Origin of the sequence: Kribbella aluminosa, from assembly GCF_017876295.1 — a bacterium.
Classification (GTDB): Bacteria; Actinomycetota; Actinomycetes; order Propionibacteriales; family Kribbellaceae; genus Kribbella; species Kribbella aluminosa.
Genome location: NZ_JAGINT010000002.1, coordinates 2,122,500 through 2,142,347 on the forward strand (window position 1 = coordinate 2,122,500; position 19,848 = coordinate 2,142,347).

The 19,848-nt window shown below is 68.8% G+C and carries 22 protein-coding genes and 1 pseudogene; 18 read left to right on the forward strand and 5 right to left on the reverse strand.

All coding sequences use genetic code 11. The features are described 5' to 3' along the window. From JOF29_RS45640 to JOF29_RS45645, 7 genes are read left to right on the forward strand one after another with little or no spacing between them, the layout of a single operon-like run. Nucleotides 1-1,203 carry a cytochrome P450 gene (locus JOF29_RS45640; RefSeq protein ID WP_209698018.1) on the forward strand — a complete coding sequence of 401 codons (1,203 nt, stop codon included), beginning with the start codon at nucleotides 1-3 and terminating at the stop codon, nucleotides 1,201-1,203. Then, nucleotides 1,203-1,847, forward strand: a complete 645-nt coding sequence (locus JOF29_RS44840; RefSeq protein WP_209700096.1) for a TetR/AcrR family transcriptional regulator — start codon at nucleotides 1,203-1,205, stop codon at nucleotides 1,845-1,847. The genes JOF29_RS45640 and JOF29_RS44840 overlap by 1 nt, the downstream gene beginning before the upstream one ends. After that, nucleotides 1,844-2,971 carry an NAD(P)/FAD-dependent oxidoreductase gene (locus JOF29_RS31440; protein WP_209698019.1) on the forward strand — a complete coding sequence of 376 codons (1,128 nt, stop codon included), beginning with the start codon at nucleotides 1,844-1,846 and terminating at the stop codon, nucleotides 2,969-2,971. The genes JOF29_RS44840 and JOF29_RS31440 overlap by 4 nt, the downstream gene beginning before the upstream one ends. Before the next feature lie 22 nt (nucleotides 2,972-2,993). Next, a complete protein-coding gene (locus JOF29_RS31445) occupies nucleotides 2,994-4,190 on the forward strand; it encodes a cytochrome P450 (protein WP_209698020.1) in 1,197 nt (398 codons plus the stop codon). Between the two features lie 11 nt (nucleotides 4,191-4,201). Further along, nucleotides 4,202-4,396 carry a ferredoxin gene (locus JOF29_RS31450; protein WP_209698021.1) on the forward strand — a complete coding sequence of 65 codons (195 nt, stop codon included), beginning with the start codon at nucleotides 4,202-4,204 and terminating at the stop codon, nucleotides 4,394-4,396. Nucleotides 4,397-4,418: 22 nt separating this feature from the next. Then, nucleotides 4,419-4,766 (forward strand): VOC family protein, encoded by a 348-nt coding sequence (locus tag JOF29_RS31455; RefSeq protein WP_209698022.1) that lies wholly within the window; start codon nucleotides 4,419-4,421, stop codon nucleotides 4,764-4,766. After that, the gene (locus JOF29_RS45645; RefSeq protein ID WP_307863785.1) at nucleotides 4,756-5,160 is read left to right on the forward strand and encodes an epoxide hydrolase N-terminal domain-containing protein; all 405 of its coding nucleotides are present in this window, start codon (nucleotides 4,756-4,758) and stop codon (nucleotides 5,158-5,160) included. Before JOF29_RS31455 ends, JOF29_RS45645 begins: the two co-directional genes overlap by 11 nt. A gap of 78 nt (nucleotides 5,161-5,238) precedes the next feature. Here the strand turns inward: JOF29_RS45645 and JOF29_RS45650 are convergent. Then, nucleotides 5,239-5,682, reverse strand: a pseudogene (locus JOF29_RS45650) (GNAT family N-acetyltransferase); the annotation flags it as partial. 7 nt (nucleotides 5,683-5,689) lie between these two features. Here JOF29_RS45650 and JOF29_RS31465 point away from each other — a divergent pair. Further along, the gene (locus JOF29_RS31465) at nucleotides 5,690-6,181 is read left to right on the forward strand and encodes a winged helix-turn-helix transcriptional regulator (RefSeq protein WP_209698024.1); all 492 of its coding nucleotides are present in this window, start codon (nucleotides 5,690-5,692) and stop codon (nucleotides 6,179-6,181) included. Here JOF29_RS31465 and JOF29_RS31470 read toward each other — a convergent pair. Then, nucleotides 6,178-7,059: a Sco1979 family transcriptional regulator gene (locus JOF29_RS31470; RefSeq protein ID WP_307863786.1), complete on the reverse strand. Its 882-nt coding sequence runs from the start codon at nucleotides 7,057-7,059 to the stop codon at nucleotides 6,178-6,180. The two genes, JOF29_RS31465 and JOF29_RS31470, sit on opposite strands and share 4 nt — an antisense overlap. A 202-nt stretch (nucleotides 7,060-7,261) precedes the next feature. Here JOF29_RS31470 and JOF29_RS31475 point away from each other — a divergent pair, with 202 nt between their 5' ends. Further along, nucleotides 7,262-8,050 (forward strand): SAM-dependent methyltransferase, encoded by a 789-nt coding sequence (locus JOF29_RS31475; protein ID WP_307863787.1) that lies wholly within the window; start codon nucleotides 7,262-7,264, stop codon nucleotides 8,048-8,050. A 64-nt stretch (nucleotides 8,051-8,114) separates the two neighbouring features. On the opposite strand, the gene JOF29_RS31480 is transcribed toward JOF29_RS31475, so the two are convergent. Continuing rightward, entirely contained in the window at nucleotides 8,115-8,684 is a 570-nt protein-coding gene (locus JOF29_RS31480) for a helix-turn-helix domain-containing protein (protein ID WP_245359643.1), read from the reverse strand. A gap of 54 nt (nucleotides 8,685-8,738) precedes the next feature. Here JOF29_RS31480 and JOF29_RS31485 point away from each other — a divergent pair, with 54 nt between their 5' ends. From JOF29_RS31485 to JOF29_RS31515, 7 genes are all read left to right on the forward strand, one after another. After that, nucleotides 8,739-9,425 carry an AzlC family ABC transporter permease gene (locus JOF29_RS31485; protein WP_209698026.1) on the forward strand — a complete coding sequence of 229 codons (687 nt, stop codon included), beginning with the start codon at nucleotides 8,739-8,741 and terminating at the stop codon, nucleotides 9,423-9,425. Further along, nucleotides 9,422-9,745, forward strand: coding sequence for an AzlD domain-containing protein (locus JOF29_RS31490; protein WP_209698027.1), 324 nt, complete (start codon nucleotides 9,422-9,424; stop codon nucleotides 9,743-9,745). The genes JOF29_RS31485 and JOF29_RS31490 overlap by 4 nt, the downstream gene beginning before the upstream one ends. Nucleotides 9,746-9,764: 19 nt before the next feature. Then, entirely contained in the window at nucleotides 9,765-10,442 is a 678-nt protein-coding gene (locus JOF29_RS31495) for a hypothetical protein (protein WP_209698028.1), read from the forward strand. After that, nucleotides 10,442-11,143, forward strand: a complete 702-nt coding sequence (locus JOF29_RS31500) for a tyrosine-protein phosphatase (protein ID WP_209698029.1) — start codon at nucleotides 10,442-10,444, stop codon at nucleotides 11,141-11,143. Before JOF29_RS31495 ends, JOF29_RS31500 begins: the two co-directional genes overlap by 1 nt. A gap of 42 nt (nucleotides 11,144-11,185) precedes the next feature. Further along, the gene (locus tag JOF29_RS31505; RefSeq protein ID WP_209698030.1) at nucleotides 11,186-12,088 is read left to right on the forward strand and encodes an ABC transporter permease; all 903 of its coding nucleotides are present in this window, start codon (nucleotides 11,186-11,188) and stop codon (nucleotides 12,086-12,088) included. Further along, the gene (locus JOF29_RS31510; RefSeq protein WP_307863788.1) at nucleotides 12,081-12,857 is read left to right on the forward strand and encodes an ABC transporter ATP-binding protein; all 777 of its coding nucleotides are present in this window, start codon (nucleotides 12,081-12,083) and stop codon (nucleotides 12,855-12,857) included. The genes JOF29_RS31505 and JOF29_RS31510 overlap by 8 nt, the downstream gene beginning before the upstream one ends. Before the next feature lie 160 nt (nucleotides 12,858-13,017). Beyond that, the gene (locus tag JOF29_RS31515; RefSeq protein WP_209698032.1) at nucleotides 13,018-13,965 is read left to right on the forward strand and encodes a type IV toxin-antitoxin system AbiEi family antitoxin domain-containing protein; all 948 of its coding nucleotides are present in this window, start codon (nucleotides 13,018-13,020) and stop codon (nucleotides 13,963-13,965) included. Between the two features lie 113 nt (nucleotides 13,966-14,078). Here the strand turns inward: JOF29_RS31515 and JOF29_RS31520 are convergent, their stop codons facing one another. Further along, nucleotides 14,079-15,083, reverse strand: coding sequence for a glycosyltransferase family 2 protein (locus JOF29_RS31520; RefSeq protein WP_372446379.1), 1,005 nt, complete (start codon nucleotides 15,081-15,083; stop codon nucleotides 14,079-14,081). Between the two features lie 6 nt (nucleotides 15,084-15,089). Continuing rightward, nucleotides 15,090-16,583: an LCP family protein gene (locus JOF29_RS31525; protein WP_209698033.1), complete on the reverse strand. Its 1,494-nt coding sequence runs from the start codon at nucleotides 16,581-16,583 to the stop codon at nucleotides 15,090-15,092. A 264-nt stretch (nucleotides 16,584-16,847) separates the two neighbouring features. On the opposite strand from JOF29_RS31525, the gene JOF29_RS31530 reads away from it, so the two are divergent. Both JOF29_RS31530 and JOF29_RS31535 read left to right on the forward strand, forming a co-directional pair. Beyond that, nucleotides 16,848-17,681 carry a S1 family peptidase gene (locus JOF29_RS31530; RefSeq protein WP_209698034.1) on the forward strand — a complete coding sequence of 278 codons (834 nt, stop codon included), beginning with the start codon at nucleotides 16,848-16,850 and terminating at the stop codon, nucleotides 17,679-17,681. 63 nt (nucleotides 17,682-17,744) lie between these two features. After that, a complete protein-coding gene (locus tag JOF29_RS31535; protein WP_209698035.1) occupies nucleotides 17,745-19,841 on the forward strand; it encodes a spermine/spermidine synthase domain-containing protein in 2,097 nt (698 codons plus the stop codon). Nucleotides 19,842-19,848 lie beyond the last annotated feature (7 nt).

Consider the following 19,848-nt stretch of genomic DNA (forward strand, 5'->3'; position numbering starts at 1 on the left):
GTGACCGACAGTGAGCAGCTCGTCCAGTACCCGATCCCACCCGTCGACGCGATCGAACCGCCGCCCGAGTGGGAGCGGCTCCGGCGACGGTGCCCGGTGGCGCAGGTGCAGCTGCCGAGCGGCGACGAGGCCGCCTTGCTCACCCGGTACGACGATGTCCGCCAGGTGCTGTCCGACGCCCGGTTCAGCCGGACGGCGGAGGGGTCCGCGCGGGTGTCCGCGGAAGGCGCCGGCGTCTTCGACCGGCGGCGCCCCGGCGTACCGCAGTCCGGGGACGGGCACCAGCGCTGGCGGCGGATGATCACCAAGTGGTTCACCGCGAAGCGGATGGCGGCGCTCCGGCCGTCGATCGAGGCGATGGCCGACCAGCTCGTCGACGGCATGGTCGCGGCCGGTCAGCCGGCCGATCTGAAGGCGGCGCTCGGGTTTCCGCTGCCGGTCTGGGTGATCTGCGAGCTGCTCGGCGTCCCGGCCTCCGACCGGGAGCGGTTCTCGTACTGGTCCGACACGTTCCTCAACCTCAGCCGGTACTCGGCCGCCGATATGGAGGCCGCGCACGCCGAGTTCGCGGCGTACATGACCGGGCACATCGAGGCGAAGCGCGCGCAGCCGGGCACCGATCTGCTGAGCGACCTGATCACCGGCACCGACGCGGCGGGCGAGAAGCTGACCGACGACGCGCTCGTCTCGACCGGGATGGGCCTGCTGATCGCCGGGCACGAGACCACCACCAACATGATCGGCAAGATGATGGCGATGCTGCTCGCCGATCGGTCGCGCTGGGAGCAGCTGCTCGCCGACCCCGCCCTCGTCCGTACGGCGGTCGAGGAGGCGTTGCGGTACGACGCGAACGCCGGGTTCGGGATGATCCGTTACGTCACCGAGGAGCTCGAGCTGTCCGGCGGCGTCCTGCCCGCGGGAACGACCGCGGTGTGCAGCATGGCGTCGGCGAACCGGGACGAGCGGATCTTCGCGGACGCCGCGGACATGGACCTGACCCGGACCCCGAACGTGCACCTGGCGTTCGGCGCCGGGCCGCACTCCTGCATCGGCCAGTCGCTGGCGCGGACCGAGTTGCAGGTCGTACTGGAAGTGTTGTTGCGTCGGTTGCCGACGTTGGCACTCGCAGTGCCGGCGGCGGAGCTGCCACTGGTCGAGGGGCTGCTCGTCGGCGGGCTGCGGGAGGTAAGGGTGATCTGGTGATGATGGCGAAAGAGGTGCGGGGCGCGCGGGTGAACGCGACCCGGGAGCTGATCCTGGCGACGGCGGAGCGGATGTTCGCCGAGCGCGGTGTGCACGAGGTGTCGAACCGGCAGATCAGCGAGGCGGCCGGGCAGGGCAACAACACCGCGGTCGGGTACCACTTCGGGACCAAGACCGACCTGGTCCGGGCGATCGTCCGCAAACACGCGGAGCCGGTCGAGGCGCGCCGCCGGGAACTGCTCGCGGAGCTGGGCGCGGAGCCCGACGTACGGGACTGGGTGACGGTGCTGGTGCGGTCGGCGACGGACCACATGGGCAGTCTCGGTACGCAGAGCTGGCTGGCGCGGTTCAGCGCGCAGCTGATGAACGACCCGGCGCTGCGGGAGATCCAGTTGCTGGAGTCGCGGAGTTCGCCGTCGCTCACCCGGGTCGTCGACGGGCTGGCGTCGCGGCTCGCCGATCTGCCGCCGGCGGTGCGGATCGAGCGCGGCGACATGGCGCGGCACCTGATCGTCCAGATGACGGCCGAGTTCGAGCTGGCGCGCGCGGAAGGGCGGCCGACCGCGCGGGCGACGTGGGAGGAGATGGCCGACGGGTTGATCGACGGGATCGTCGGGCTGCTGACCGCGCCGGTGACTTCGTGAGCGTGCTGGTGGTGGGTGCCTCCGCGGCCGGGCTGACGACCGCGGAAGCCCTGCGGCGCAAGGGTTTCCGGGATCCGATCACTGTGCTCGGGGCCGAGTATCACAGGCCGTACGACCGGCCGCCGTTGTCCAAGCAGTTTCTGTTGGGGGACTGGGACGAGACTCGTACTCGCTTGCGGCCGGACACGATGCTGACAGCCCTCGACGCGGAGTTCGTGCTCGGCGATCCTGCGGTCGCGTTGGACGGACACACCGTCCACACCACCTCAGGCCGATCCCTGACCGCCGACCACGTGGTGATCGCCACCGGCCTCACCCCACGCCGTCTCCCGGGCCCAGACCTCGAAGGCGTCCACGTACTCCGCACCCTCGACGACGCGGCCGCACTGCGCAGATCCCTCACCCCTGAGGTGCAGGTGGTTGTTGTGGGCGACGGGGTGCTTGGGGCGGAGATTGCTGCGACCGTCTGCAAGCTCGGCCTCTCCGTGACGCTTGCCGGCCCACAGGCGGCGCTGATGGAGGCTCAGCTTGGTGCTGTTGTGGGGGGATTGCTGGGGGAGTTGCACACGGCTGCAGGTGTTGAGCTTCGGTTGGGTGTTGCGGTTGATGGGCTGACAGGTGTGGGCGGGCGGGTGAGCGGCGTACGGCTGGCAAACGGGGACTTGTTGCCGGCTGACGTGGTGGTGGTTGCGTTGGGGGCTGCGCCGGCTACCGGGTGGTTGGAAGGTAGTGGGCTGACGGTTGAGAACGGTGTGGTGTGTGACGAGTACTGCCGCGCCGCGGACGGGGTGTACGCCGCGGGCGATGTCGCGCGCTGGCGTGCCGAGGACAGGCTTGTCCGGCTGGAGAACCGGACCAACGCCACCGAGCAGGCCCTGTGCGTCGCCGCGAACATCCTCGGCGAGAGGCAGCCATACCGCCCGATCCCGTACTTCTGGACAGACCAGTTCAGCACCCGGCTCCAGGTTCACGGCCGCCCGTCCGCGGACCTGACGATTGCCGAGGGCAACATCGGCGAGCGCTTCGTCGCGCACTACCGCGACGCCGGCCGGATCGTCGGTGTCCTCGGCTGGAACGCACCGAAACAGACCCGTGCGCACCGGCAGCACCTGGTACGTACGTAAACCTCTCTGGGGAAGGACACATATGACAACGCCGGCCTATCCGATGACCAGGGCAACAGGTTGTCCGTTCGATCCGCCGCCGCAACTCCGTGAGCTGCAGGCGGAGGAGCCGCTGACCAAGGTGAACATCTTCGGCAAGGACGCGTGGCTGGTGACGCGGTACGACGACCAGCGCACGCTGCTCGCCGATCCGCGGCTGAGCTCCGACGTCCGGCAGCCCGGCTACCCGAGCCCGACCGGTGAGCCGCCGCGCAAGGACGGGGTCGGGATCGGGTTCATCCTGATGGACGACCCGGAGCACGCCCGGCTGCGGCGGATGGTGACCGCGCCGTTCATGATCAAGCGGATCGAGGCGATGCGTGCCGGCGTACAGCAGATCGTCGACGGCCTGATCGACGACCTGCTGGCCGGGCCGAACCCTGTGGACCTGGTCGAGGCGTTCGCGCTGCCGGTGCCGTCGCTGGTGATCTGCCGGCTGCTCGGCGTCCCGTACGCCGACCACGACTTCTTCCAGCAGAACAGCAAGAACCTGATCCGGATGTCCGCGGCCCCGGAGGAGCGGGCGGCGGCGCACGGCAACCTGGCGACGTACCTGGACAACCTGGTCGGCGAGAAGCTGGAGAACCCGGCCGACGACCTGCTGTCCGGGCTGACCGAGCGGGTGAAGGCGGGCGAGCTGACCCGCCAGGACGCCGCCGGGATGGGCGTCCTGCTGCTGCTCGCCGGGCACGAGACGACCGCGAACATGATTGCCCTCGGCACCCTTGCGCTGCTGGAGCACCCGGACCAGCTCGCCGTACTGCGGGAAACCGACGACCCGAAGGTGGTGGCGGGCGCGGTCGAGGAGCTGCTGCGCTACCTGAACATCACACACAACGGCCGGCGGCGTGCGGTACTCGAGGACATCGAGCTGCACGGTCACGTGCTGAAGGCCGGCGACGGCGTCATCCTGCCGAACGACATCGGCAACCGGGACCCGTCGGTGTTCGCGGATCCGGACGCGCTGGACCTGAGCCGGGACGCGCGCCGGCATGTGGCGTTCGGGTTCGGCGTACATCAGTGCCTCGGGCAACCGTTGGCGCGGCTCGAGCTGCAGGTCGTTTACAGCACGCTGTACCGGCGGATCCCGACGTTGCGCCGGGCGGTCGGGCTGGAGGAGATCCCGTTCAAGCACGACGGCGCCGTGTACGGCGTCTACTCGCTTCCCGTGACGTGGTGAAAGGACTCTCAATGAAGGTGATCATCGACCAGGACAAGTGCGTCGCGTCCGGCCAGTGCGTGACGGCCGCGGCCGACGTGTTCGACCAGCGCGACGAGGACGGCATCGTCGTACTGCTCACCGACAACCCGCCCGAGGAACGCGCGGCCGACATCCACCAGGCCGCCGCGGTCTGCCCGGCGCTGGCCATCGTCGTCGAGGACTGAGAACGCGGCTACAGTGCTGTAGATGATCAACGGAGCGCACGCGATCATCTACAGCACTGACGCGGACGCGGACCGGGCGTTCTTCCGGGACGTGCTGGAGTACCCGTCCGTCGACGCCGGCCACGGCTGGCTGATCTTCAAACTCCCACCTGCCGAAGTCGCGGTGCATCCGGCCGAGGCGGCGTCGCACGAGTTGTTGCTGATGTGCGACGACCTCGAGCAGACGATGAGCGATCTGACGGCGCGGGGAGTGGAGTTCGTCCGACCCGTGGAGCGGCAGCGGTGGGGTGTGCTGACGGCGTTCCGGCTGCCGGGCGGCGGCGAGGTCGGGTTGTACGAACCGCTGCACGAGCGGGCGCATGATCTCTGAGTTCCGGATCGCGATCGCCGACGCGGAGGTCGCCGAGCTGCGGGAGCGGCCGGCGCGGGTTCGTTGGCCTCGGCAACTACCCGGCGGGTGGGAACGCGGGGTGCCGGTCGACTACCTGCGGCGCGTGGCCGAGCCGTGGGCGAGGTACGCCGACCTGCAGGGAACGCGTCCGCAAACGGTTTCCTTCGGGCTGAGCGACTCGCCGGTCGGGCAGCTGGCGTGGATCCTGGAGAAATTCTGGGAGTGGACCGATCCCGCGATCCGCCGGGTGCTAGACCGCCGGCACCGAATCGTCCATTGGTCGGAGTTCACCAGCGGCGGGCACTTCGCCGCACTCGAGGCACCCGGTCTGCTCGTGGACGACATCCGCGCGTTCTTCCGGCTGGTCCGGTAGCCGCGCCGGTGCGACGAAGCTCAGCAGCGCCCCGTCGCGGTCGACCGTCGCGTCCGGCCAGCGCCGCCGTACCATCCGCAGCGAGCGCTCGTTGGCGGCGCTGACCACGAACAGGAAGTGCGTCGCCCCGGCGGCGATCGCGTCCGCGGCGGCGATCGACAGCATCCGGATCCCGAGCCCGCGGCGCTGATCGTCCTCGGCGATCACCGCCGCGAGCTCCGCGGTCGCCTCACCTGGAGCCCAGGCCCACATGGCGTGCCCGACGATCGCCGGGCCGCGGGTGGCGACGAACGCGGCGCCGGCCGGGCAGAGCATCCGCAGCAGCAGCGCGGACCGCGGCGGCGACCCGATCGCGGTCTGGAACCGGAAGTAGCGGCTGAGCTCGGTCAGCCCGGTCAGCATCCTGGCCAGCTCGTCCGTGTCGGGTTCGCCGGCGCGGCGGACGAGTGGCGGTCCCGTCTGAGTCTGGTTCACGGATTCAGCGTTGCTGGCTTGGCTGAGTCTGTCAAGCAGACTTATCATCGATCACATGGATACGGCGGTGAGCGAACGGGTTCCGGAAGCGATGAACTGGTCCACGGAGAACTGCACGATCTCCCGGACGATGGACATCCTCGGCGACAAGTGGACTTTTCACGTACTGCGGGAGGTCTTCGTCGGCGTGCGCCGCTTCGAGGACATCCGGGCCCGGGCGGGTGTCCCGCGCCAGGTGCTGACCGAGCGGCTCGCCGCCCTGATCGAGCGCGGCCTGATCCGCCGCCACCCGTACCGCCTGCCCGGCCAGCGCGAACGCTCGGAGTACCGCCTCACCCAGGCCGGCCTGGACCTCTACCCGGTGCTGGTCGCGATGGTGCAGTGGGCCGACCAGTACCTCCCGCTCGACGCCGGCCCGCCGCTCGAGCCGCGCCACCGCGGCGACTGCGGCGAGCGCGTCAGCGTGGTGCTGCAGTGCGAGGGCGGCCACCAGCCGACCCCCCGCGAGGTCGCCTTCCGCCCCGGCCCAGGGGCGCAACGCCGCTAGAGCTCGTCGAGCCGTTCGATGGCGCGGCGTAGCAGGCCCTCGGTCTCGCGGGGCTGGGCCGCGGTGATCGAGACGGCGTCCATCGTGACGACGTACGTGTCGAGCTCGTCGCGCTTGTCCAGGTAGACCGCGCTGCTCAGGTGCTCGATGTAGACGATGTCGGGCAGGTCGGCGTCGTTGTACCGCAGCAGCGTGAACGCGCCGCCGGTCGAGGTGTACCCGCCCATCTCGAACGGGATGATCTGCAGCGTCACGTTGTGCCGCCGGGACGCCTCCAGCAGGTACTCCAGCTGCGTCCGGAGGATCTCGGGGCTGCCGATCGGGCGGCGCAGCACCGCCTCGTCCATGACCGCCCACAGCCGCGCCGGTCGTTGCCGCGTCAGCACGTCCTGACGGCTCATCCGCAACGACACCAGGCGGTCGACCTCGGCCTTCGGCAGCGGCATGTCCTTTCGGGCCATCTGGATGACCGCCCGCGCGTAGTCCGGCGTCTGCAGCAGCCCGGGCACGAACTGCAGCTCGAACGTACGGATCAGGTCGGCCGCCATCTCCAGGCCGAGGTACGAGTGGAACCACTGCGGCGTCAGGTCGTCGTACCGCTGCCACCAGCCGGGGTTGTTCGCCTCCTGGGCCAGCGTCAGCAGCCGCTCGCGCTCGTCCGGGTCGTCGAGCTTGTACAGCGTCAGCAGGTCGTCGACGTCGCGGACCTTGAAGCCGACGCGGCCGAGCTCCAGGCGGCTGATCTTGGACTCCGAGCCACGGATCGCCCAGCCCGCGTCGGTACGTGTCACGCCCGCGGCCTCGCGCATTCGGCGCAGGTACACGCCGAGCATGATGCGCAGGGCGGTCGGGCCGCCGTACGCCCCCGGCTCGGTCACCTCTCGCCTCCCAGCAGCTGACACCGGATGGAACAGCTGATCATTTCACAACAGATCGGGAACGCGTCCACCCCGACCCGCAGACACGGTGTGTTCAGCGCCCCGTACAGTCAGTAGAGTCGGCGGAACAGACTCCCGATCACTCTCTGCGAGGTCCACCGTGCCAGATGCCACCAAGGCACCCAGTTCCAACCCGGTGGGCGTGGACACCACTCGGGCGAGTATCGCCCGGGTGTACGACGCCGCGCTGAACGGCAAGGACAACTTCGAGGTCGACCGCGAGGTGCTTCGCCAGGTCGCCACCGTCGCGCCGCAGGTCGCCGACCTGGCCTGGTCGAACCGGAAGTTCCTGATCCGGGCGTGCCGCTTCCTGGCCGACAACGCCGGCATCACGCAGTACCTCGACTGCGGGTCCGGCCTGCCGACCGCCGAGAACACCCACCAGGTCGTGCAGCGCCTGCAGCCGGACGCCAAGGTGCTGTACGTCGACAACGACCCGGTGGTGCTCGCGCACGGCCGGGCGCTGCTCGAGGAGAACGAGAACACGCTGTTCGTCAGCGCCGACATCTTCGACCCGGACGAGGTGCTGAGCAGCCGGGAGGTGCGCAGCTTCCTCGACTTCAGCGAGCCGATCGCCGTGATCCAGAACGGCACCCTGCACCACTACATCGGCGACGAGGGCGCGCAGATCATGCAGAAGTACGTCGACGCCGTGGTGCCCGGGTCGTACACGGTGATCGCGCACTTCTACGACCCGGAGACCCCGGAGCACTCCGAGGTCGCCCGGAAGATGGAGGAGAAGTTCGTGCACAGCCCGATGGGCAGCGGCCGGTTCCGCACCCGGGAGGAGCTGCTGTCGTTCTTCCCCGGCCAGGAGCTGGTCGAGCCGGGCCTGGTGCTCTGTGACGACTGGTGGCCGGACGGGCCGCGGATCAAGCCGCTGAACCAGGTCGAGGAGTGCATCGTCGGCGCAGTCGGCCGCAAGATCTGAGTCAGCGGTAGCGCAAGACTGCGGTTGCCCGGGGCATCAAGTGCCCCGGGCAACTTTTTTTGGGTCAGACGTGCTCGGAGACCAGGGTCGCGGCGGTGTTCTCCTCGAGCGCCTGGAAGACGTGCGGCAGGTCGCCCGGGTAGGCGATGTAGTCGCCCGGCCCGAGTTCCACCGGGTCGTCGGTGGGGCCGACGAGGGCCCGTCCGGAGCCGAGGATGACGTGCTCGACGACGCCGGGCATGTGCGGGTCGGACTTCCGGCCGGGGCCGGGGGAGGCGACGATCCGGTAGATGTCCCGGCGGGCGTTCGGGGGGCTGGACGCGACCAGCGTGGCGCTGTAGTCGGCGTGGTCGGAGTAGATCGCCGGGCCTTCGCCGGCCCGGATGATCTGTACCTTCGGGCGCGGCGGGTCGAGGAGCGCGGCGAACGGCGTGTCGAGCGCGACCGCCAGCGCCCACAGGGTCTCCACGCTCGGGTTGCCGGTGCCGGACTCCAGCTGGGACAGCGTGGACTTCGCGACGCCGGCCCGCCTGGCGACCTCGGTCAGCGACAGGCCGGCCCGGGCCCGGTGCCGGCGCAGGGAGGCGGCGATCACGTCCAGTGGTGCCTTGCTGTCCATCGGTGTTCGCTCCATCGGTCTGATCGTTCGGCTTGACGAACCGGCAGTGGATTGTTCATCATAATGCCCATGCGTTCGATTTGGCGAACACTCGATCGGGGACTCGCCCGCGACATCGCCCTGGTCTGCCTGGCCGACGGTGTCGTAGGGCTGTCGTACGGCGCGATCAGTGTCGGCGGCGGGTTGCCGTTGTGGGTGCCGATCCTGTTGTCGATCGTGGTGTTCGCCGGGGCGTCGCAGTTCCTGTTCGTCGGGATCGTGGCGGCCGGCGGCAGCCCGATCGCCGCGATGATCGCCGGCCTGCTGGTGAACAGCCGGCACGTCGCGTTCGGTCTGGCGGTCAGTGACGTCATCGGCGGCGGCTGGCGGCGGTGGCCGGGCAGTCACCTGATGACCGACGAGAACGTCGCGTTCGCGATGGGGCAGGACGAGCCGGGGCAGCGGCGCGCGGCGTACTGGGCAGGTGGGATCGGCATCTTCGTCTGCTGGAACGTCGGCGTGGTGATCGGTGGACTGGCCGGTTCGGTGATCACGAACACCGACGTCTTCGGGCTGGATGCGGCGTTCCCGGCGGTCCTGCTGGCGCTGGTCCTGCCCGCGTTGCGTGACCGCAGAACGCGGACGGCGGCCCTCGTCGGCGTCGTGATCGCACTCGCCGCGACGCCCTTCCTGCCGGCCGGCGTGCCCGTATTGCTGGCCCTTGCCGGCCTCTTGTTCTACCGCGCGGACAAACCCGCGCTGGAGGTGGCCCGATGACGAACACGCCGCTGCTGCTGACCGGCATCGCAGTACTTGCCGTAGGCACCTTTTCGCTGCGGTTCGCGGGGCCTGCGCTGCGGAGCCGGATCGAGATACCGGAGAAGGCACAGCAACTGCTCGCCGCCGCCGCGATCGTGCTCCTGACCGCGCTGGTCGCCACCTCCGCGCTGACCCAGGGGCACGGTCCGGCCGGGATCGCCCGGCCCGCCGGGGTGCTGGTCGGCGGGGTGCTCGCCTGGCGGAAGGTGCCGTTCGTGCTGGTCGTGGTGGCGGCCGCCGCGACCGCCGCGGGTCTTCGTCTGCTCGGCGCACCCTGACGCCCGATACGGTGCAGTCATGAGCATGCCCGGGATGTCCGCAGCGCCCAAGAAGTCGATCCTGCCCACGCTCGCGATCGTCTGCTTCGTGGTCGGCGCGGTGCTGACCGCGTTCTTCGTCTGGCGGATCGTCGTGACCGCCCCGAGTACGCCGCAGCCGATCGAGGGTGGCACGGTCCACCTGAAGAAGGAGGGCCTGACGATCTACTCGTCCGTCCCGGTGCTGACGCCGCCGTGCACGGTGAAGGACGCGAGCGGCAACGACGTACCGACGAAGAAGCCGGGCGGGTCCGAGACGATCACGATCAACGGCGACACCTGGTACGTCGTGGCGCGGTCGGCGTCGACCGTGCCGGCCGGTGACTACAGCATCTCGTGCACCGACAGTGGGACCAGTGCGACGTACGCGGCCGGGCCGAAGTCGTCGATCGGCGCGTTCGTGCTGTCGATCTTCGCGACCGTCCTCTCGCTGCTGATCTTCCTCGGGCTGGGCGTCACGTTCCTCACCATCGGCCTGGTCCGCAAGAACCGCGGCCGCCGCCCCACCGGCACCTTCCCCACCCAACCAGGTGCCCCCGGCAACTACCCTCCCGGCAACTATCCCCAGCAGCCGATGCCGCCCCAGCAGTCCAACACCTTCCCGGCGCCGCCGCCCTACAATCCCGGCCAGAACCCGGACCGCCCCCAGGGGCAGTGATGGATCTCGACTGGCCCGGGTGCCGCAACGTACGGGACGTCGGCGGGCTGCCGACCGCTGACGGGCGGGTGCTGAAGGACGGCGTGCTGATCCGCTCCGACAGCCTGCAGTACCTGACCGCGGACGGGGTCGAGGAGGTCCGGCGGTCCGGTGTGCGCCGGATCCTGGATCTGCGTGGCGACGGCGAGGTGGCGGCCTCGCCGACGCCGTTCACCGGTACGCCGCTCGCGGTCCGGCAGTCGCTGCAGGACCCGGCCGACCCGGACCACGGGCAGCCGACCATCGTCGACGCCTGTACCTGGATGCTCGACCAGCGGCCGGAGCTGTTCGCGGCCGCGGTGAAGGCGATCGCGGACGAGCCGGAGGGCGCGGTCGTCGTGCACTGCCACGGCGGCAAGGACCGCACCGGCATGGTGGTCGCGCTGGCGTTGAGCGTCGCCGGCGTACCGGAGGACGAGATCGTCGCCGACTACTACCTCACCCAGGCGCGGCTCGCGGGCTGGCTGGAGGAGCAGCTGGCGGCCGAGCCCGACACCTCGAAACACCCGGAAATGATCGAGTTCCGCGACACCCGCGCGGAGTCGATCGTCGCGATCCTGCGCCATCTGGACACGAAGTACGGCGGGGCGGAGGCATACCTGCTGCACGGTGGTATCACTGAAAACGACCTCAGCAACCTGAAAGCCCGCTTAGTGGGCTGACCTGCGTCACGACGGCGTCACACAGCGCAGTACATTGCTGCAATGCCGACCGCCGCAGTGCCGACAGAGCCGACCGGGGTATCCGTGGACCCCGCGGCACTGGCCGAACGCTACGGACTCTCCAAGAGCTCGATCCGCCCGCCGCTCGGCTCGTACCTGCGCGAGCTGTGGAGCCGTCGTAAGTTCGTCGTCAGTTACGCCACCGCACGCACCTACGCCATGTACGCCGGAGCCCGCCTGGGCTCGATCTGGCAGATCCTGACCCCGCTGCTGAACGCCGGGGTGTACTACCTCGCGTTCGGCGTCCTGCTCGGGACCAAGAACGGGATCAACAACTACGTGGCCTTCCTGCTCAGCGGGGTGTTCGTGTTCACGTTCACCCAGCGCTGCATGACCGAAGGGTCGCGTTCGCTGGCGCTGAACCTGTCGCTGATCCGCACCCTGCACTTCCCGCGCGCCACACTGCCGTTGGCCTACGTGCTGAACGAGCTGAACCAGATGCTCATCTCGCTGGGCCTGCTGTTCCTGGTCGTCGGCTTCACCGACGGGCCCGCGTGGCGCTGGCTGCTGGTGGTGCCGGCGATGCTGTTGCAGGTGATGTTCAACATCGGCATCACCCTGGTCTTCGCGCGGATCGGAACGTTCGTGACCGACATCAGCCAGCTGCTGCCGTTCATCACCCGCACCTGGCTGTACGCGTCCGGGATCTTCTTCTCGCTGCCGTACAAGCTGTCCCAGCTGCACGCCCCGGGCTGGGTGGTCCAGGTACTGGCGTTCAACCCGATCTCGGCGTACATCGACATCGTCCGGCGTTCGTTGCTCACCGAGCACCAGAAGAACCAGCTGCCGTACGCGTGGACGATCGCGGTCGTCTGGGCGTTCGTGATGCTGGCCGGCGGACTCTGGTACTTCTGGCGGGCGGAGGACCGTTATGGGCGTGGCTGATTCGGTGGCTGGTTCAGGGGTTGAACCGACGGTCATCGCGGACCGCTTGGACATCATCTACAAGGTGATCGCCGGCCAGGGCGGCAAGGGTACGGCGGCGACCGCGCTGCGGCGGATCGTCAACCGCCAGGACCGGCCGACGATCCGCGAGGTGCACGCGGTCAGGAACGTCAGCTTCACCGCCTACAAGGGCGACGCGATCGGCGTCATCGGCCGCAATGGCTCCGGCAAGTCGACGATGCTGCGCGCGATCGCCGGCCTGCTGCCGCCGGTGTCCGGCGCCGTCTACACCGGCGGCCGCCCGTCGCTGCTCGGCGTCAACGCGGCGATGATGAACGACCTCACCGGCGAACGGAACGTCGTCCTCGGCTGTCTCGCGATGGGCATGTCCCCGGCCGAGACCCAGCGCCGGTACGCCGAGATCGTCGACTTCTCCGGGATCGGCGACTTCATCGACCTGCCGATGTCGACGTACTCGACCGGCATGCAGGCCCGGCTGAAGTTCGCGATCGCGTCCGCGAAGACGCACGACATCCTGCTCGTCGACGAGGCGCTGGCGACCGGTGACGCCGAGTTCCGGGTCCGGTCGGAGCGCAAGATCAAGGACCTCCGCGACCAGGCCGGCACCGTGTTCCTGGTCAGCCACAGCCTGGACGTGGTGCAGGAGACCTGCAACCGCGCCCTGTGGCTGGACGCCGGCGTACTGAAACTCGACGGCCCGGTCGACGAGGTCATCGCCGCCTACATCCGCTCCACCCGGGCAGGCTAGCGCGGTCGCACACCAGTGGATATCCACTGGTGTTGGGGGTTCTCCACCGGTACTGGAGTGAAGAACCCCCACTGCGAAGGGATATCCACTCGCGAGGAAGTTGTCCACAGATGCCTGGTCGGGGGCCTCCGGCGCTGGCTGTTCGTTGGATGCTTGATGGGTGAACCAGCGGCTCAGACTCATCGCGCAGCAACAAGGTGGCGTCTTCAGCCGTCGCCAGGCCCTTGCCAGTGGATGCACCCACGAGCAGATCGTCCGCTGCCTGCGGGACGGTAGCTGGGAACAGGTCCGACGCGGTCAGTACGCCGAGATGCTTGACCTGACGGGTCTGCCGCCGTGGGAACGCGCCCGTCTGCTGCACCTCCGGCAGGTGCATGCGGTGGTGAACGCGATGCGCCCGCGCTCCGTCGCCGTCAGCCATCAGTCGGCGCTGGTCCTGCACGGTCTGCCGATCTGGGGCCTCGACCTGAGCCGCGTGCACGTCACCCGGGTTGACGGACGGTCCGGTGGTGTCGTCGCCGGCGTACAGCATCACCTCGGAGTGCTGACCGACGCCGACCTGAGCGTCGTCAACGGCCTCCTCGTGACCAGCATGGCGCGGGCGACCCTCGAATCCGCTTGTACGACGTCGTTCGAGGTGGGGGTGGTCGGGGTTGACGCTGCGCTGCGCGCCGGCTGCCTCGGGGAGGACGAGGTACGGCGTCTGCGGTGCGCGACGGCGTTCTGGCCCGGATCCGCCGCAGCCCGGAAAGCGCTGCTGTTCGGGAACGGACTGTCCGAGTCGGTCGGTGAGTCACGGCTCCGGGTGCTGATGTACGAGCATGGCCTGCCGCGACCCCGGCTGCAGACGGAGTACTACGACCGTCTCGGCCTCATCGCCCGGGTCGACTTCGACTTCGACGGGTACGAGACGGTGGTCGAGTTCGACGGGGCGCTGAAGTACGGCGGCGGGTCACCCGAGGTCCTGATCCGGGAGAAGCGCCGCGAGGACCGCCTCCGCGCCCGCGGCCTGTCCGTGATCCGCACCGACTGGTCCGACTTCGATCATCCCGCCGAGCTCGCCGCCGGCATGTTCCGAGTCCTGAACCGCTACCGCCGCCCCGCCTGACCGCCACCCCAGCCGGGTCGCTGGATATCCACCCGCGTTGGGGGTTCTTCCATCGCATACCAGCGGAGAACCCTCAACACGAACGGATAACCACTCGGTTGGGAACCGGTGGGTCAGACGGCCTTCGGGCGTTCGGGGAGGCCGACCAGGAAGCCGAGGCCCCAGGAGACGTGCATGGTCGCGCAGACCAGCGGCATCCAGAACAGCGCCTTCCAGGGCAGGTAGCGGCCTTCCATCGCGGAGCCGAAGATCAGCAGCAGGGCATAGCCCAGCGGGGCCAGGAAGCCGATGTCGAGCCAGCTGACACCGGTGGCCAGGCCGATGATCCCCAGGATCGTGCCGACGGCCAGGCCGATGACCGCGACCGGCGGTGCCAGGTACCGCTTGCTGGCGGTCTCCGGGTGCCGGCGGATCACCTCGCGGCGCCACTGGCCGGTGTGGAAGAACTGCTTCGCGACCGCGGACAGCGAGGACCGCGGCCGGTACGTCACCGAAAGGTCCGGGCTGAACCAGATCAGCCCGCCGGTCTTCCGGATCCGGTAGTTCAGCTCCCAGTCCTGGGCCCGGTGCATGGTCTCGTCGAAGCCGCCGACCCGCTCCAGCGCGGCCCGCCGGAACACGCCGAGGTACACCGTGTCCGCGGGGCCGGCCGTGCCGCCCTGATGGAACGTCGAGGCACCCAGACCGAGCCGGGAACGGTACGCGCAGGCGACCGCCATCTCGGTCGGGGTCCGACCCTCGGCCGCCATCACGCCGCCGACGTTGTCCGCGCCGCTCTCGTCCAGCACCTCGACCGCGCGGGTGATGTACCCGTCGGTGAGCGCGCCGTGCCCGTCCACCCGGACCAGGATGTCGTGCTTGGCGTGCGCGATCCCGACGTTCAGCGCGGCCGGCGTCTTGCCGGTCGGGTTCGGCACGATGCTGATCCGGTGGTCCTTCTCGGCCAGCTTGTCCGCGATCTCCTCGGTCCGGTCCTTGCCCGGGCCGATCGCGAGGACGACTTCGAGCTCACCCGGATAGTCCTGGTCGAGGACGCGGCCGACCGCCTCCTCCAGGTGACGTTCCTCGTTCAGCACGGGCATCACGACGGACACGGGCGGCCAGTGGGACAGCGGCATATCAGGTCAGGCCTTACAGATCGAGGCGACGTCGTCGACGCCGTTGGCGGGTGGTGTGGTCGTTGAGCTTGTCGGCTTCTTGCTCGGTTTCTTCGTGGTGCTGGTGCTCGGGGCGCTGCTGGACCTCCCCGCGGTGCTACGCGGAGTGGTCGAGGTCTTACCGTCTCCTCCCGAGCCGTCGTTGTCCAGCGATTCGGACTTGGCGATCGCCTCCGCGACCTTGGTCCGGATCAGTGCGAAGTCCGGGTCGCTGCCCTTGATCAACGGCGGAACCGCGGAGAAGCTTGACACCGGTAGCTTCTTCGCGTCCAGTGCGAGGTCCGTGAAGGTGCCCAGTTCGCCGGCGGGGATGTTCGTCTGGACCACTTCCTTGCTGGCCGACGCGATGCCCTGGAACTTGGTCAGCACGACCTGCGGCGACAACTGGTTGAGCATCGCCGAGATCACGCACTTCTGCCGTGCCATCCGTGCGTAGTCCGACGAGTCGGCGCGGGACCGGGCGAACCAGAGCGCGTGGTACCCGTCCAGATGGACGTTCTTGCCGGGTTCGATGTAGCCCTTGATCGGTGTGCTCTCGCCGCCGATCGGTACCCGCACACTGATGTCCAGGGTGATCCCGCCGACGGCGTTGATCAGGTCGCGGAAGCCCGTCAGGTCGATCAGCGCGTAGTAGTTGAGCTTCAGCCCGGTGGTCGCCTGGATGGCCTGGCTGGTCGCGGTCACGCCGGGATGCGGGTCGCCCGGGAACAGCTGCTTGTGATCGGTCGCCCAGGTGAACACGCCGTTCAGCCAGCAGTTCGGGGTGCAGCCCTTCCACTGGAAGCCCTGCGGGAACTGCTTGGCCATCGCCGTACCCTCCGGGAACGGCACCTTGGAGAGGTTCCGCGGTACCCCGATCAGCACGGTCCGGCCGGTGTTCGCGTCGATGCTCGCGATCGTCATGCTGTCCGGCCGGGTGCCGACGCGGTCCGCACCCGAGTCGCCTCCGAGCAGCAGCACGTTGTAGCGGCCCTTGTCGGCCTTCGAGGACTTGCCGCTGCCGAACACGCTGGCGACGAAGTCGCGCTGGGTGTTCACGATCACGCTCGCGTAGATCAGCGCCCCGACCACGACGAAGATCAGCGCGCCGTCGAGGATGCTGGTGATCAGCCGGTGGTTGCGCTCCAGCGTCAGCGGCTGGCTGATCCGGTACGCGTCCACGAACAGCGCCGCCCAGCCGAGGGCGAGCACGATCAGCAGGATCTGCACCAGCCGGAGAGTGCTGGGCCGGGCCAGGATGTTGATCGTCCCGGAGCGCCAGATCAGGCCCAGGACGACGAAGAAGACGATGATCGCGATCAGCCCGGCGACCACCCGCCAGGCCCAGCGGCCGGCCGTCCTGGAGCCCGCGACGATCTGGGCCGATCCCGGCAGGATCAGCGTCATCAACAGCAGTGTCAGTGCCCGCTTGAACCGGACCGGCTCGCGGAGACTGCGCAGGTCTGGCTTCTCCTGCGGCATGACGTCCTTCCCCTGAAAATCCCAGGCAGTTCCCTCCGGGCGGTCTGCTCCCGACCGTACCTGGTTGCTTGTCATCACTTGGTACGACGTGCCGGTGGCACCGATGGTTCGCACCCGGGCGGATCCGGAGACGAAGGGTAGCAGCCCGGACACGGAGCGCAGGAAATCCCCTGCTCTGACCCTGCTTGACACAGCTGTGATGGTCGGCGGCGGACAGATGCGTTACGAAGTCCTTTACGTACAACCAGTGAGGAAACCGCCCCCATGAAACTGTTCCGTACGCTTCTGGCCGCCACCGCGGTCGCCACCACGACACTTCTCGGTACGACGTCCGCACAGGCGGCCGCGCCGGGAGCCGACTTCACCGGCATCGCCGCGCTGAGCAACTGCTCCGCCTCCCTCGTCCGGTACACCGAATCCGTCGACACCGACAAGGCCCTCGTACTGACCAACGGGCACTGCTACGAAGGGGGGTTCCTGCAGCCCGGCCAGGTGCTGGTGAACAAAGCCTCGACCCGGTCGATCACGCTGCTGAACCCGGACTCCAGCCGGGCCGGTACGGTCCGCGCCGACAAGATCCTGTTCGGCACCATGACCAAGACCGACCTGATCGTGTACGAGGTGAACGAGACCTACGCCTCGATCAAGAGCCGGCTGAGCGTCACCCCGCTGACCCTCGCCAAGCAGGCCCCGGCCGACGGCGCCGGCATGGCGGTCGTCTCCGGGTACTGGAAGCGGATCTACACCTGCTCGGTGCAGGCCACCATCCCGCAGCTTCGCGAGGGCGACTGGACCTGGCAGAACTCGATCAAGTACCACCAGCCCGGTTGCGAGACGATCGGCGGTACGTCGGGATCGCCCGTGGTCAGCACCACCACCGGCGAGATGATCGGGATCAACAACACCGGCAACGAGAACGGCGAGCGCTGCACCGTGAACAACCCGTGTGAGGTGGACGCCAGCGGCAATGTCACCGTCGAGCAGGGTGCGGCGTACGGCGAGCAGACCTGGTGGCTGTACACCTGCCTGACCGCCGGCCGCACGATCGACCTGAACAAGTCCGGCTGCGAACTGCCGAAGCCGGCCAGCCGCCGCTGACGCTTCGTAAAGTTGCCTGCGGGGTGACGCACACCACTTGGAAATCCGGTAACGTCCCCCCGCATGGCTGTCGACTCCGCTACAGACCACGTCTCCACGCCCAGTTGGCCGAGCCCGTTCGGAGTACGGACGCGGTTGGTCGCGTCCAGCGCGCTGATGCTCTTCACCGAGCTCGCGCTGATCCGCTGGACAGGCTCGAACGTCGTCCACCTGAGCTACTTCTCGAACTTCGTCCTGCTCGGCTCGTTCCTCGGCATCGGGATCGGGGTACTGCGCTCCAGCCGCGCGAAGCGGCTGCCGTACTACTCGCCGATCATGCTCGGACTGCTGGTCCTGGTGATCGCCTGGAAGCCCGTCACGGTCGACCGGGGCAGCTCGTCGAGCGTCATCTACTTCACCAGCCTGAACACCACCGGCCCGCCGGTCTGGGTGATCCTGCCGATCATCTTCGTCGCGGCCGCCGTGGTGCTGGCCGGCCCGGCGGAGCTCGTCGGCCGCTGTTTCGCGGAGCTGCCGCGGTTGACGGCGTACCGCTTCGACCTGGTCGGCAGTCTGGTCGGGATCGTCTCGTTCACCGCGCTGTCGTTCCTTGGGGCGCCGCCGATCTGGTGGGGCCTGATCGTCACGATCGTGTTCGCGGTGCTGATGATCCCGCGGACCGTGACGGCGCCGGGGAAGCGTGTGGTGGCGACCGCGGTCAGTGCTGCGCTGGTGCTGACGCCGCTGATCGTGATGCTCGGCGTGCTGTTCCACGAGTCGACCAAGTCGGACCTCAGTTGGTCGCCGTACTACAAGGTGCAGACCAAGCAGTACACCTGGGAGAACGTCCCGCTGCTCACCATCACGGTGAACGGCGTACCGCACCAGCAGGCGATCCCCGCGGACGCGCGGCTGCAGTGGGAGCCGCAGTACGGGCTGCCGTACGAGCGGGCGACCACCGGCAAGACGCCGAAGAACGTGCTGATCATCGGGGCGGGTTCCGGCTCCGACGTGGCGATCGCGCTGAAGAAGGGCGCGACGCACGTGGACGCGGTCGAGATCGACCCGCGGATCCGCGACCTCGGCAAGCAGCTGAACCCGGACCGTCCGTACCAGGACCCGCGGGTGACGTCGCACATCGACGACGGGCGGGCGTTCCTGTCCCGGACCGACAAGAAGTACGACATGATCCTGCTGGCGCTGCCGGACTCGCTGACCCTGGTCAACGGTGCGAGCTCGCTGCGGCTGGAGAGCTACCTGTTCACCAAGCAGGCGTTCGAGTCGGCGCGCGAACACCTCAACCCAGGTGGCGCGTTCGCGATGTACAACTACTACCGCGAGACCTGGCTGATCGACCGGCTGGCCTCGACCGCACAGGCGGCGTTCGGGCACAAGCCGTGCGTGGACAAGATCGGTGACGGTCTGCAGCAGGCCGTCGTCACTGTCGGCCTGACCGAGCAGGACCAGTCCTGCGCGTCCGAGTGGGCCGGGGCGACCTCGGCGACGCCCCCGCCGGCGACCGACAACCGCCCGTTCCTGTACCTGTTCACCGACCGGATCCCGTCGTTGTACCTCATCACGCTCGGGTTGATCCTGGTCGCAGGCCTCGTCGGCGTCGGGATCGCCGGCGGCGGCGCGTCGTACCGGCGGATGCGTCCGTACGCGGACCTGTTCCTGCTCGGCGCCGGCTTCACGCTGCTGGAGACGAAGAGCATCACCGGGTTCGCGTTGCTGTTCGGTACGACGTGGGTGGTGAACGCGATCGTGTTCGCGGGCGTGCTGGTGGCGGTGCTCGCCGCGGTCGAAGTGACGCGGCGGTTCAAGACCCCACCGGTGAAGGTGATGTTCGCCGTGCTGTTCGGCGGGCTCGCGCTGTCGTGGGTGTTCCCGGACAGCTGGCTGCTCGGGATGCCGCTCGGCCTTCGGGTAGTTGTCGCTGTCCTGATCGCGTTCACGCCGATCTTCGCGGCGAACGTGATCTTCGCGAAGCGCTTCACCGACACCGCCGACGGCACGGCGTCGTTCGGCGCGAACCTGCTCGGCGCGATGCTCGGTGGCTGCCTCGAGTACGCCGCACTGGTGATCGGCTTCCACGGCCTACTGATCATCGCCGCCCTGCTGTACGCCGGCGCCTTCCTGCTGACACCGAAGCTCAAAGTCTTCGGGTCTGCTGGCAGCTAACTGGTAG